The organism is Pseudomonas sp. LBUM1651, assembly GCF_059716135.1.
In genome coordinates this window covers 6,009,617-6,022,653 of the sequence record NZ_CP166805.1, presented here as the reverse complement: position 1 = coordinate 6,022,653, position 13,037 = coordinate 6,009,617, and the positions used below count along the sequence as shown (strand labels likewise).

General features: G+C 60.3%; 8 protein-coding genes and 1 pseudogene. 5 read left to right on the top strand and 4 right to left on the bottom strand.

Going from position 1 to position 13,037, the window contains the following annotated elements:
• The first annotated feature begins 85 nt into the window (after window positions 1–85).
• A complete protein-coding gene (locus ACA066_RS28260) occupies window positions 86–499 on the top strand; it encodes a c-type cytochrome (RefSeq protein ID WP_497699973.1) in 414 nt (137 codons plus the stop codon).
• A gap of 134 nt (window positions 500–633) precedes the next feature.
• Window positions 634–2,556 carry an acetyl-CoA hydrolase/transferase C-terminal domain-containing protein gene (locus tag ACA066_RS28255; RefSeq protein WP_497697482.1) on the top strand — a complete coding sequence of 641 codons (1,923 nt, stop codon included), beginning with the start codon at window positions 634–636 and terminating at the stop codon, window positions 2,554–2,556.
• A 129-nt stretch (window positions 2,557–2,685) separates the two neighbouring features.
• On the opposite strand, the gene ACA066_RS28250 is transcribed toward ACA066_RS28255, so the two are convergent.
• Entirely contained in the window at window positions 2,686–3,258 is a 573-nt protein-coding gene (locus tag ACA066_RS28250; RefSeq protein WP_109626693.1) for a xanthine phosphoribosyltransferase, read from the bottom strand.
• 70 nt (window positions 3,259–3,328) lie between these two features.
• A complete protein-coding gene (gene rep / locus ACA066_RS28245) occupies window positions 3,329–5,338 on the bottom strand; it encodes a DNA helicase Rep (protein WP_497697481.1) in 2,010 nt (669 codons plus the stop codon).
• Between the two features lie 265 nt (window positions 5,339–5,603).
• Here rep and ACA066_RS28240 point away from each other — a divergent pair, with 265 nt between their 5' ends.
• On the top strand, window positions 5,604–7,277 hold the full coding sequence (locus ACA066_RS28240; RefSeq protein WP_497697480.1) for a putative bifunctional diguanylate cyclase/phosphodiesterase: 1,674 nt from the start codon (window positions 5,604–5,606) through the stop codon (window positions 7,275–7,277).
• A gap of 106 nt (window positions 7,278–7,383) precedes the next feature.
• Here ACA066_RS28240 and ACA066_RS28235 read toward each other — a convergent pair whose 3' ends face one another.
• Window positions 7,384–8,781: a NorM family multidrug efflux MATE transporter gene (locus tag ACA066_RS28235; protein ID WP_497697479.1), complete on the bottom strand. Its 1,398-nt coding sequence runs from the start codon at window positions 8,779–8,781 to the stop codon at window positions 7,384–7,386.
• Between the two features lie 158 nt (window positions 8,782–8,939).
• Here ACA066_RS28235 and ACA066_RS28230 point away from each other — a divergent pair, with 158 nt between their 5' ends.
• Window positions 8,940–9,860, top strand: a complete 921-nt coding sequence (locus ACA066_RS28230; RefSeq protein WP_497697478.1) for a LysR substrate-binding domain-containing protein — start codon at window positions 8,940–8,942, stop codon at window positions 9,858–9,860.
• Between the two features lie 181 nt (window positions 9,861–10,041).
• Window positions 10,042–12,018 carry a methyl-accepting chemotaxis protein gene (locus ACA066_RS28225; protein ID WP_497697477.1) on the top strand — a complete coding sequence of 659 codons (1,977 nt, stop codon included), beginning with the start codon at window positions 10,042–10,044 and terminating at the stop codon, window positions 12,016–12,018.
• A gap of 120 nt (window positions 12,019–12,138) precedes the next feature.
• Here the strand turns inward: ACA066_RS28225 and ACA066_RS28220 are convergent.
• A pseudogene (locus tag ACA066_RS28220) lies at window positions 12,139–12,999 on the bottom strand (YifB family Mg chelatase-like AAA ATPase); the annotation flags it as partial.
• Window positions 13,000–13,037 lie beyond the last annotated feature (38 nt).

The window sequence follows — 13,037 nt, the reverse complement described above, 5'->3', positions numbered from 1 at the left end:
GCTTACCGCTATACTTGCGCCCGCCTGCGAACCGTGGCCGTAGGCGTGACTAGCCACCATTGAGGGTGAACGCGTGAATCTAATTATGAAAATGCTGGCTGCACCAGCAACCGTATTGGCCCTATGGGCTGTCAGCGCTCAAGCTGCGACCAACGACGATATTGCCAAACGCCTTGAGCCAGTCGGCCAGGTCTGTGTGACGGGTAAAGAGTGCAAGGGGATGGAAGTCGCTGCTTCGGCGGGCGGCGGTGATGCCAAAACTCCTGACTCAGTGATTGCAAAACATTGCAACGCTTGCCACGGCACCGGCCTGTTGGGCGCGCCGAAAGTCGGTGATGCGGCAGCCTGGGGCGACCGCGCCAAGAAAGAAGGCGGCCTTGATGGCTTGCTGGCGAAGGCAATCTCCGGCGTCAACGCGATGCCGCCTAAAGGCACCTGCGCCGATTGCTCTGATGCCGATCTGAAGGGCGCTATCCAGAAGATGTCCGGCTTGAAGTAAGCCGCCATCTTCAGCAAAAAGCCGCTTATGAGCGGCTTTTTTGTGCTCGCGATTTGGCCTTGGGACTATTCTTTGCAGCAAAGGCCCGGCACGCTCGGTCCAACCCCAATTCACGGAATGTAAGGGAGGATCAGATGGTGCAGCTGTGTTCTATCGAACAGGCGGTCGATGATGTGCTGGCACGGTTGCCGGCGCATATCCACATGGGCTTGCCCCTCGGTCTGGGCAAACCCAACCACTTCGTCAACGCACTGTTTCAACGCATCGCGCAACTGCCCGAACGGCAACTGACGATCTACACCGCGCTGTGCCTGGGCCGTCCTTCCTTGGGCGACGGTTTGCAAAAGCGCTTCCTTGAGCCCTTCATCGAACGGGTGTTCGGCGACTATCCGGAACTGGATTTCCTCGCGGGCTTGCACAAGGACAACCTGCCGCCCAACATCCACGTCCACCAATTTTTCATGCAGCCTGGCAGCCTGCTGCATAGCGCATCCGCTCAGCAGGATTACGTCAGCAGCAACTACAGCCACGCCGCGCGGGACATCAATGCCGCCGGTTTGAATCTGGTCGCGCAACTGGTGGCCAGCCACAGCGAGCATCCCGATCGCCTCAGCCTGAGCTGTAACCCGGACATCACCCTCGACCTGTTCCCGATGATGGAGAAACGCCGGGCAGAGGGGGAGACGATCCTGCTCGTGGGCCAGGTGCACAACGACTTGCCGTACATGCCCGGCGACGCCGAAGTCGGCATCGACGCCTTCGACCTGCTGATCGACGAGAAGGACAACACCACGCTGTTCTCCACGCCGAACATGCCGGTGGGCTTCCAGGATCACTTCATTGGCCTGCACGCCAGCACGCTGGTGCGCGATGGCGGCACTTTGCAGATCGGCATCGGTGCCATGGGCGACGCGCTGACGGCTGCGTTGCTGGCGCGGCAGGCTGACAACAAGGGTTACAAAGCGCTGCTGGCGGACGTGAATCTCAGCCAGTGGGCGCAGTTGATCGACCGTGAAGGCGGAATCGAACCCTTCGCCAAAGGCTTGTATGGTTGCAGCGAAATGTTCGTCAACGGCTTGCTGGTGCTGGCCGACGCCGGGATCGTGCGGCGCAAGGTCTATCCCGATGTCCTGACCCAGCAACAGGCGAATGCCGGCACGCTGGACGAAGCGGCGCAAACCGACGGCATTTCGGTGCACGGGGGGTTTTTCCTCGGGCCGCGCAGCTTTTACGAACGTCTTCGAGAGCTGCCCCAGAGCAAGCGGCTCGAATTCAACATGACCCGCATCAGCTACATCAACGAGCTCTACGGCCAGGAAGAACTCAAACGCTTGCAGCGACTGGATGCGCGTTTTATCAACACCGTGTTCACCATGACGTTGCTCGGTGCCGGCGTGGCCGATCAGCTCGAAGACGGGCGGGTGCTCAGCGGCGTCGGCGGGCAGTACAACTTCGTCGCCCAGGGTCATGCGCTGGAGGGCGCGCGTTCGATTCTACTGCTGCGCAGCTGGCGCGAGGCGGGCGGGGAGGTCAGTTCCAACATCGTCTGGGAGTACGGCCATTGCACGATCCCGCGGCATCTGCGCGACATCGTGGTCACCGAGTACGGCATCGCCGATTTGCGCGGCAAGACCGATGCGGCGGTGATCGAGGCGTTGCTGAATATCAGCGACTCACGGTTCCAGTCGGGGTTGATCGAGCAAGCGCAGAACGTGGGCAAATTGCCGAAGAATTTCCGTCTTGATCCGCGTTTTGCGGACAACAGTCCGCAGCGATTGCAGGCGATTCAGGCGCGGCATCCGCAGTTGTTTCCGGAGTATCCGCTGGGGTGTGATTTCACGGCTGAAGAGCGGGACTTGTTGCGGGCGCTGAACTGGCTGAAGAGCAAGTTCAAGCTGACGGAGATTCTGGAGTTGGGCAAGGCGGCGCTGGATGCGCCTGAGGCTGCGGCGTTTCCCGAGCATCTGGAGCGGATGCAGCTGACCAACCCGGAGGGGTTGAAAGAGGATTTGTTTCAGCGGCTGCTGCTCACCGGCCTCAAAGCCACCGCGCAGTAACGCCCAACGCAAAACCAACTGTGGGAGCCAGCCTGCTGGCGATGGCTGTCTGTCAGTCTTGAAGATTTTGACTGACACGACGCCATCGCCAGCAGGCTGGCTCCCACAGGGGAAATGCGGTGCTGCTGGTTATTCGATGAAAGTAACAACGCCATCCTTCAGCGACTGCACCCGCGCCAACGACTCAACCCGATAACCCTGCGCATCCAGCTCCGCACGCCCACCCTGGAACGACTTCTCGATCACAATTCCCAAACCGGCCACGGTCGCGCCGGCCTGTTTGATGATCGAGATCAGCGCTTGCGACGCCTTACCGTTGGCCAGGAAGTCGTCAATGATCAGCACGCGGTCGCTGCTGGTCAGGTGGCGCGGGGAGATCGCCACGGTGCTTTCGGTCTGCTTGGTGAACGAGTAAACGGTCGCCGAAAGCAGGTTTTCGGTCAGGGTCAGCGACTGATGCTTGCGCGCAAAAATCACCGGCACGCCCAGGTTCAGACCGGTCATGATCGCCGGGGCGATGCCCGAGGCTTCGATGGTGACGATCTTGGTGATGCCCGAGTCCTTGAACAGCGCAGCGAACTCGTCGCCGATCAGCTTCATCAGGGCCGGGTCGATCTGGTGGTTCAAAAAGGCGTCGACCTTCAGGACCTGATCGGAAAGCACGATGCCTTGTTCGCGAATTTTCTGGTGCAGTGCTTCCATGAAGCGTTCCTCTACTGGCGCCGTGTGCGCCTAGCTTGTCAAAAAGTGTTCGGTTAAAAAGTGCTCAATTCTAGCGCTTTAACATCGCCCGTATATCCGCCAATGCGGTATTGCCGCGAACGGCTTTGACTTCAACAGGTGTGTCGTCGGTGCCTTCCCAGGCCAGGTCGTCCGGCGGCAATTCATCGAGGAAGCGGCTCGGCGCGCAGTCGATGATCTCGCCATATTGCTTACGCTTGGCGGCGAAGGTGAAGGCCAGCGTCTGACGCGCGCGGGTAATCCCCACGTAGGCCAGGCGGCGTTCTTCTTCGATGGTGTCGGCTTCGATGCTGGAGCGGTGCGGGAGGATTTCCTCTTCCATGCCCATGATGAACACGTAAGGAAATTCCAGACCCTTGGAGGCGTGCAAGGTCATCATCTGCACGCCTTCGGCGCCGTCTTCCTCTTCCTGCTGACGTTCCAGCATGTCGCGCAAAACGAGCTTGCCGATGGCGTCTTCGACGGTCATCTCGCCTTCTTCGTCTTTCTCCAGGGTGTTTTTCAACGCCTCGATCAGGAACCAGACGTTACCCATGCGGTAGTCGGCGGCCTTGTCGCTGGAGCTGTTGGTGCGCAGCCAGTTCTCGTAGTCGATGTCCATGACCATGCTGCGCAGCGCCGAGATCGGGTCTTCGCCGGCGCACTGCTCCCGGACCTTGTCCATGAAACGCTTGAAGCGCGACAGGCGATCGGTGAAGCGCGTGTCCAGATGCTCGCCCAGGCCGATTTCGTCGGTGGCGGCGTACATCGAGATTTTGCGTTCGGTGGCGTAGTTGCCGAGCTTTTCCAGGGTGGTCGAACCGATCTCCCGGCGTGGGACGTTGATCACGCGCAGGAAGGCGTTGTCGTCATCCGGGTTCACGATCAGGCGGAAGTACGCCATCAGGTCTTTCACTTCCTGACGTCCGAAAAAGCTGTTGCCGCCGGACAGGCGATACGGAATCTGGTGATGCTGCAACTTCAGCTCGATCAGCTTGGCCTGGTAGTTACCGCGATACAGGATCGCGAAATCGCTGTATGGCCGGTCGGTGCGCAAGTGTAGGGTCAGCAGTTCCACGGCCACGCGCTCGGCTTCGGCGTCTTCGTTGCGGCAACGGATGACGCGGATCTCGTCGCCGTGGCCCATCTCGCTCCACAGCTGCTTTTCGAATTCGTGCGGGTTGTTCGAGATCAACACGTTGGCACACCGCAGGATGCGACTGGTGGAGCGATAGTTTTGCTCCAGCATGACCACTTTCAGCGACGGATAGTCGTCCTTGAGCAGCATCAGGTTTTCCGGCCGGGCGCCGCGCCAGGCGTAAATCGACTGGTCGTCGTCGCCAACCACGGTGAACTGGTTGCGCGTGCCGATCAGCAACTTCACCAGCAAATACTGACTGGCGTTGGTGTCCTGGTATTCGTCCACCAGCAGGTAGCGGACTTTGTTCTGCCACTTTTCGAGGATGTCGGGGTGTTCCTGGAACAGTTTCACCGGCTGCAGGATCAGGTCGTCGAAGTCCACCGCGTTGAACGCCTTGAGCGTGCGCTGATAGTGGGTGTAGACAATGGCGGCGGTCTGTTCCTTGGGGTTGCGGGCGTTTTCCAGGGCTTCGGGCGGCAGGATCAGGTCGTTTTTCCACGAGCCGATCATGTTCTTGATCTCGTCGACGCCGTCGTCGCCCGCGTATTCCTTTTGCATGATGTCGGTCATCAGGGCTTTGACGTCGGTCTCGTCGAAGATCGAGAAGCCCGGTTTGTAGCCCAGCCGCACGTGTTCCTTGCGGATGATGTTCAGGCCCAGATTGTGGAAGGTGCACACCGTCAGGCCACGGCCTTCGCCGCCCTTGAGCAGGGTGCCGACCCGTTCCTTCATCTCGCGCGCGGCCTTGTTGGTAAAGGTCATGGCGACGATGTACTGGGCGCGAATGCCGCAGTTCTGGATCAAGTGCGCGATCTTGCGCGTGATCACACTGGTCTTGCCGGAGCCCGCGCCGGCGAGCACCAAAAGAGGGCCGCCGACGTAGCTCACGGCTTCTTGCTGCCGGGGATTGAGTCGGGACATACGTAAATTCAGGAGTCAGTCACGAAATGGGCCGGCATTTTAACAGGCTCAGCAAATTGTGCTGCTCTCTCCGACTTGTGACGCAACACGCTATCTATATTTGCCGGTTTTGTTACTTTCACGCAGGATGCGCGATGAATTTGCGTCTAATGTTCGTAATTCCGGATACAAAGGCCTCGTTTGATAACTGATGTCATTTGGTCATTGGTTATCGGCACGGCATAATGCCCGCCGACTACATCATTGCAGAGTCTAGGGAGCTAGCTTGTCTACGCCTGTCGAACCCTTGCGTTTGCTGCTATTGGCCGAAGAGCCAGCGTGGGCAGCGTTGTTGCGCGAGTGTCTGGCTCCGATGGGGAGCTCGGCCGTGCTCATCAGCGCTCCAAGCTGGGAATCGGTCAGCGCTCTGTTCGATGACAACCGCAGCGCGGTGTTGTTGACGATCCCGGCCCTTCAGCCGGCGCCGGGCCGTTGCAGTTTGCCGACGGTGTTGCTGCTCGAACACGAGCCGCTGTTGCCGCCCGATGGCGTGAGCGACTGGTTGGTGCGTGATCATCTCGATCCCGGCATGTTGCGCCGTTGCCTGCGTCATGTGCGCGAGCGCGGTGTGCTGGAAAACACCCTGCAGCGCCTGGCCGAGCAAGATCCGCTGACCGGCATCGCCAACCGCCAGGGCTTCCAGACTTTGCTGGCCGCGCGGTTGGCGGAAAACGATGGCCGGGGCCTGGCCCTCGGTCACCTTGACCTCGACAACTTCCGCCACGCCAACGACGCCCTCGGCCACCAGGCTGGCGACCGGTTGATACTGCAAGTGGTCGCGCGGTTGAAAAGCCAGCTCGAGGCTGGCGATCAACTGGCGCGGCTGGGCAGCGATGAGTTCGCCCTGCTGATAGATACCCGCCGCGCACCGCAACGCGCCGAGTGGATGGCCGAAAGAATTACCGAGGCGCTGGCCGAGCCCTATTGGGTCGACGGCGAAAGCCTGTTGATCGGTTCCAGCCTGGGCATCGCCCACGCCCGCGCCCAGGCCGGCGCCGACCCGCTGATGTGGCACGCGCACATCGCCATGCAGCAGGCCAAGAGCACTCAAGGCTGCACCTTTCACATCTTCAACGAACGCATCAACCGCAATGCCCGCAGCATGGCCGACCTCGAAAGCGAGCTGCGCCGGGCGTTGCGTCGCGATGAGCTGGAACTGCATTACCAGCCACGCCTGAACCTGGAAGACGGCCAGATTGTCGGCCTCGAAGCCCTGGTGCGCTGGCGTCACGCCGAGCGTGGCTTGCTGCCGCCGAGCGAGTTCGTGCCACTGGCCGAGCAAAGCGGTTTGATTGTGCCGCTCGGTTACTGGGTGATTTCCCGCGCGTTGCGCGACATGCAGGCATTGCGTGAACGCGGTTTGCCGGCGCTGCATATGGCGATCAACCTGTCATTCCGGCAGTTTCAGGACAGCCAGTTGCTTTCGACGCTGAGCCGGCTGATTGCCGAACGTGGCGTCGAGGCGCAATGGCTGGAATTCGAACTGACCGAAACCGCCGTCATGCGTCGCAGCGATCTGGTGAAGCAGACCATGGATGCCCTCGGGCGTCTGGGTGTGCGCTTTTCCCTCGATGACTTCGGCACCGGTTTCTCTTCGTTCGTGCACCTCAACAGCCTGCCGATCGCCTTGCTGAAGGTCGACAAGAGTTTTGTCGGCGGGATGGAAGGGCGCGAAGAGAATCGCAAGCTGGTCCACGCGATGATCAACCTGGCGCACAACCTCAATCTTGAAGTGGTCGCCGAGGGCGTGGAAACGCCGGAGCAGCTGGATCTGCTGCGCGGGTTTGGCTGTGATCAGGTGCAAGGGTATCTGATCAGCAAGCCACTGCCGTTGACGGAGCTGATTGAGTATTTGAGCTTTGGTAGCAATCAGCAGCCAGCATTGGAAGACGTGGTTTAAACACAACTCCCAAGGAGCAAGGCTTGCCCGCGAAAGCGTCGTGTCAGTAACAACAATGTCGACTGACACGACGCTTTCGCGGGCAAGCCTTGCTCCTACAGGAATCTCAGTCTGGCTGAGCGATCTGGAAGCTTGTCCCTGACGACGGCTCCCGCCGAATCATCCGCTTCATCTTCCACTCAAACGCCAGTGTCAGGCTCACTGCCGCGCACGCCAACCCGAGCGCCAACCCCCACCAGACGCCCGTCGGTCCCCAGTTCAAATGGAAGGCCATCCACCAGGCGGCAGGCGCGCCAATCAGCCAATAGCATCCCAGCCCGACCAGAAACGTAGTCTTGGCGTCCTTGAGCCCGCGAATGCAGCCCATGGCGATGGTTTGCGTACCGTCGAACAGCTCGAACCACGCCGCCACCGCCAGCAGGCTCACAGCCAGTTCGATGACGGGGCGGAAGGCCGGGTCGTTGTGGTCCAGGAACAGGCCGATCAACTGATTGGGCAGCAGCCAGAAGACCATCGCGAAGCCGAGCATTGCTGCCGCGCCGAACGCGATCCCGACCCGTCCGGCCAGTCGCGCGTCCAACAGTTGCCCGGCGCCGTAATGCTGGCCGATGCGCATGGTGATCGCGTAAGAAAGCCCCGCCGGAATCATGAACGCCACCGAGACAATCTGCAGCGCGATCTGGTGCGCGCCCAGTTGCGTGCTGCCCATGGTGCCCATGCACAACGCGGCGAAGGCAAACAGCCCGACTTCCACCGCGTAGGTGCCGCCAATCGGGAGGCCAAGGCGCCACAACTCTTTCAGATACTGCCGGTTAGGCCGCGACAAACCCTGGCGCAACGGATACGCGTCGTACGCCGGATGCCGCCGAATGTGCAGCGCCAACGCCAGAGCCATGAGATTAGCCACAATCGCCGTAACCAGGCCGATGCCCACCAGGCCCATTTTCGGCAGGCCGAACATCCCGGTGATCAACGCATAGTTAAGTACGAAGTTGGCCACCGTACCGCCGAGACTGATGACCATCACCGGCGTCGCCCGGCCGATGGCGCTGGTGAAACCGCGCAGGGCCATGAAGCTCAGGTAACCGGGCAGGGCGAACGGCAGGATCAGCAGGAACTGCCCGGCCGCCTGGACATTGGTCTCGGTTTGGCCGAACAGCAGCAACACCGGTTTGAGATTCCACAGCAGCAAACCGGCGCCCAAAGCCATCAACCACGCCAGCCACAAACCGGCCTGGGTCAGACGCGCCGCGCCAACGATATCGCCCGCGCCCTGACGGATCGCCACCAGGGTGCCGACCGCCGCGATGACGCCGATGCAAAAGATCGACACAAACGAATAGGTCGCGGCGCCGAGGCCGCCGCCAGCCAGTGCTTCGGGACTCAGGCGCGCCATCATCAAGGTGTCGGTGAGAACCATCAGCATGTGCGCCAACTGCGAGGCAATCAACGGCCCCGCCAGCCGCAGGATGGCCCAGAGTTCAATACGCGCTGGATGCTGCATGGTCATCACGCTCTATGGTCAAAGAGAACAGGAAAGCGTCGATTCTCGGCGCTCTGCAGGGTTTGCACAAAGGGATAAAAAGGATGAATGGCATGATTAAAACTCATCTTGGGGAGTTTCTGATAAGTTGACGAAATTGCGCTATAGGAGCTTTCCGAATGTCTCGTCGTCTTCCTCCCTTGTATGCCCTTCGCGCATTCGAAGCGGCGGCGCGGCATAGCTCGTTTACCCGTGCGGCCGAAGAGTTGTCGATCACGCAGAGTGCGGTCAGTCGGCACATTCGTACGCTCGAAGAGCATTTCGCCTGTCGGCTGTTTCACCGCAGCGGGCGCAATCTGCAACTGACCGAGTCGGCGCGGCTGATCCTGCCGGGCATCCGCGAAGGCTTCACGGCACTCGAACGCGCCTGCAATACCTTGCGTGCCGAAGATGACATCCTGCGCATGAAAGCCCCGTCCACCCTGACCATGCGCTGGTTGCTGGCGCGGCTCAGCCGTTTCCGCCATCTGCAACCGGGCAATGAGGTGCAACTGACCAGCGCCTGGATGGACGTCGATTCGGTGGACTTCAACCATGAGCCGTTCGACTGCGCCGTGATCCTCAGTAATGGGCATTTTCCACCGGACTGGGAGGCGAGTTTCCTGTTCCCCGAAGAGCTGATTCCGGTGGGCGCGCCGAATCTTCTGAAGGATCAACCGTGGGATGTCGCACGCCTGGCCAATGCCGAACTGCTGCACCCGACGCCGGACCGACGTGACTGGCGCAACTGGCTGGAGCGCATGGGATTGACCGAACAGGTGTCGCTCAAGGGCGGACAGGTGTTCGATACGCTTGAGCTGGGGATGATTGCTGCCGCCCGGGGTTATGGCGTGTCGATGGGCGATCTGTTGATGGTGGCCGAGGATGTCGCTCAGGGACGTCTGAGTTTACCGTGGCCGACTGCCGTCGCCAGCGGTGAGCATTATTACCTCGTCTGGCCGAAAACACGCCCCGGAGGTGAACGTTTGCGCCGTCTCAGCGATTTCCTCCAAGGCGAAGCGCTGGCGATGAAAATACCGGACGTCGAGCACTTGAGCTGAATCGTTAGAGCCACCGCAATAGATGCCTTGAGCCATATCCCGGCTGATTACTCAAGTATTCAGGTTTGCCGCCGAAAATCTGCAGATGGAACCTTCGTGCAGGTTCGACGCAATTCCTATAACTAGAAAATTTGCTGAGCAGCCGATCAATGAAGATCCGGTCACTTGGCCAGGAGCTGTCATGTCTCAACCTCGTGCCCGGATTGCCTCACAGCTTGGTCTTGCGCTCGCCGTTATTCTGGCGATTGTCATCAGCGGCAGCACCGTGTTTGCCTTGCGCTCGCTGGACTCAGCCAACCTCGCTACCCGCGAAGAGCACCTGGCCAGCGAAGCCCGCTTGCTGGCCGACCAGTTGAGTACGTTTCACGGCACGTTGCGTGAAAGTACCCAGCGCCTGGCCGGCCTGTTCGAGAAGCGCTTCAGCGCGGGTCTGAGCGTGCATCCGGACGAGCCGGTGGCCGTGGCGGGCACGCAGACCCCTGGCCTGCACCTGGGCAGTGAAGTGCTGAACAACAACTTCAAGGAAGTGGACGAGTTCAAGCAAATGACCGCGGGTGTTGCGACGGTGTTTGTGCGCAGCGGCGAGGACTTCATTCGGGTCAGCACATCCCTGAGCAAACAGGACGGCAGCCGCGCCATCGGCACGCTGCTGGATCATGCCAATCCGGCCTATGCACGCTTGATGGCGGGGCAGAGCTATGTGGGTCGCGCCTTGCTCTTCGAACGTTCCTACATGACGCAGTACACTCCCGTACGCGACAGCAGCGGCAAGGTGATTGCCGTGCTGTTCGTAGGATTCGATTACACCGACGCTCAGAACGTGCAATTTGCCAACCTCACACGCTTCCGAATCGGGCAGACCGGTTCTTTGGCATTGCTCGATGAGCAGAACAAATGGCTGGTGCCAATTGCGGGTGTGCAAGCACCGGATCAAGCGGTCAAGTCGATCAACAGCCTGGCCAAGACGCCGGGTAAAGGTGAATTCTGGAGCGACAAGTCCGAAGATTTCTACAGCATTGCAGTGCGATTTGAAGGCGGACCGTGGTCGGTCGTGGCGAGCATGCCGAAAAGCGAAATCCGTGCTGTAACCTGGGCCGTCGGCATTCAATTGGCGATTGGCAGCCTGCTGGCCATGTTGATCGCTGTGGGCTCGGCTGTCTGGTTGCTGCGCAGCAAATTGGCGCCGCTCGGCGATCTGGTGCGTCAGGCTGAAGCCTTGGGCGCCGGTGATCTGAGCGTGCGCCTGAACGTGTCAAGCAACGACGAAATCGGTCAGCTGGCCCGCGCCTTCAACCAGATGAGCCAGGCGCTGTCGACGATGGTCGAGCACATCCGCAGGGCCTCCCAAGAGGTCAACAGCCGTGCCCAAGCCTTGTCCGGTTTGTCTGGCGGTGCCTATGAAGGCATGGAACAGCAGTCTGGCGAGATCACCAGCATGGCCGGCGCCGTGGAAGAATTCAGCGCCACATCGTTGAACATTGCCGACAACATGGGCAGCACTCAACGTCTGGCTCAGGAAAACGCACAACAAACCCAGATCGGTCGTACATCGATGGACGAAGCGTCCTCGTCCCTGGAGCAGATTGCCGGCGCACTGAACAGCACTGCCACGGTGATCAACACCTTGGGTCAGCGCTCTCAAGAAATCGGCGGGATTGTCGGGGTGATCACTTCGATTGCCGAGCAAACCAACTTGCTGGCGCTCAACGCGGCCATCGAAGCGGCGCGTGCCGGTGAGCAGGGTCGTGGATTTGCGGTGGTCGCTGATGAAGTGCGGAACCTGGCATCGCGTACTCGCCAGGCCACCGACGAGATTTCCGGGATGATTCAAAGCATCCAGCAGGAAACCGGCAACGCCATCAGCACCATGGAGCAAGGCAATGTGCTGATGCAGGAAGGGTTGTCGCGCAACGCCAACGTCGCTTCGGCCCTGGCGCGGATCGATGAGCAAAGTCGTTCGGCTGGCCAGCAATTCGCGGCGATCACCACGGCGACCCAGGAGCAGAGCAGCACCGCGACATTGCTCAGCAGCAACCTGCAAAGCATTGCGTTGGCGAACAGTGAGCAGCGGGAAGTGGTGTCGAACCTGGCGGTGACTGCCAAAGAGCTGGAGAAGTTGGCGGCGGATTTGCGCCAAGAGGTTGACCGGTTTCGTTGAGGCGCTGCTGAAACCGCCTTCGCGGGCAAGCCTCGCTCCTACAGGTTCGCAATCGCGTGAGCGCCGCCGAAACTGTAGGAGCGAGGCTTGCCCGCGAATGGGGCGACTCGATTTCGGCACTTATTGAGTCGCAGGCCGATACTGCAATGCCTCAGCCAGGTGTTCGCGGCTAATGCAATCGACTTGTTCAAGGTCCGCCAACGTGCGCGCAACCTTGAGCAGTCGATGGGCTGACCGCAACGACAAGGTCAGCCGCTCACAAGCTGTTTCCAGCCATGCCTCATCGGTTGTGGATAAGTTGCAATGCTTGCGCAGGCCCGGCAGATCGAGGAAGGCATTGGCGCAGCCTTGGCGTCTATGTTGTCGCTCCCTTGCATCGGCGACCAGAGACGCGGCTGTAGCAGTGTCGTCACCGGGTTTTACGGCCGGATTCAACGCTGTGGCTTCACGGGCGACAGTCAGGTGCAAATCGATCCGATCCAGCAGCGGCCCGGAGAGTTTGTTGCGGTAGCGTTGGACCATGTCCGGTGTACAACTGCATTTGCCGCTGGGTTCGCCAAGATATCCACAGGGGCAGGGGTTCATCGCTGCGACCAGTTGAAAGCGGGCCGGAAAACGCACGCGATCTTTCGCCCGGGAAATCACGATATGCCCGGATTCCAGCGGCTCTCTCAAGACCTCCAGCACCTTGCGATCAAACTCCGGAAGTTCATCAAGAAAGAGCACGCCATGGTGGGCGAGGGTGATCTCCCCAGGTTGCGGTTTCGAGCCGCCACCTACCAATGCAGGCCCGGAGGCGGAGTGGTGAGGCTGGCGAAAAGGGCGTTGTGGCCAATGACTCAACGGCACGCCACTGGTGACTGATTGAATCGCCGCGACTTCCAGTGCCTCGCTTTCCGCCAATGGCGGTAACAATCCCGGCAACCGACTCGCCAGCAGCGTTTTCCCAGTCCCCGGCGGTCCGCTGAACAATAGGTTGTAGTATAATACACCCACTGACAAACCCACGGCCCTGACCA

Excerpts from the sequence above, each read along its gene's own strand:
- rep (WP_497697481.1), bottom strand. The coding sequence starts at position 5,338 with ATGTCCCGACTCAATCCCCGGCAGCAAGAAGCCGTGAGCTACGTCGGC.
- ACA066_RS28255 (WP_497697482.1), top strand. The coding sequence starts at position 634 with ATGGTGCAGCTGTGTTCTATCGAACAGGCGGTCGATGATGTGCTGGCA.
- ACA066_RS28225 (WP_497697477.1), top strand. The coding sequence starts at position 10,042 with ATGTCTCAACCTCGTGCCCGGATTGCCTCACAGCTTGGTCTTGCGCTC.
- ACA066_RS28235 (WP_497697479.1), bottom strand. The coding sequence starts at position 8,781 with ATGCAGCATCCAGCGCGTATTGAACTCTGGGCCATCCTGCGGCTGGCG.
- ACA066_RS28250 (WP_109626693.1), bottom strand. The coding sequence starts at position 3,258 with ATGGAAGCACTGCACCAGAAAATTCGCGAACAAGGCATCGTGCTTTCC.
- ACA066_RS28260 (WP_497699973.1), top strand. The coding sequence starts at position 86 with ATGAAAATGCTGGCTGCACCAGCAACCGTATTGGCCCTATGGGCTGTC.
- ACA066_RS28230 (WP_497697478.1), top strand. The coding sequence starts at position 8,940 with ATGTCTCGTCGTCTTCCTCCCTTGTATGCCCTTCGCGCATTCGAAGCG.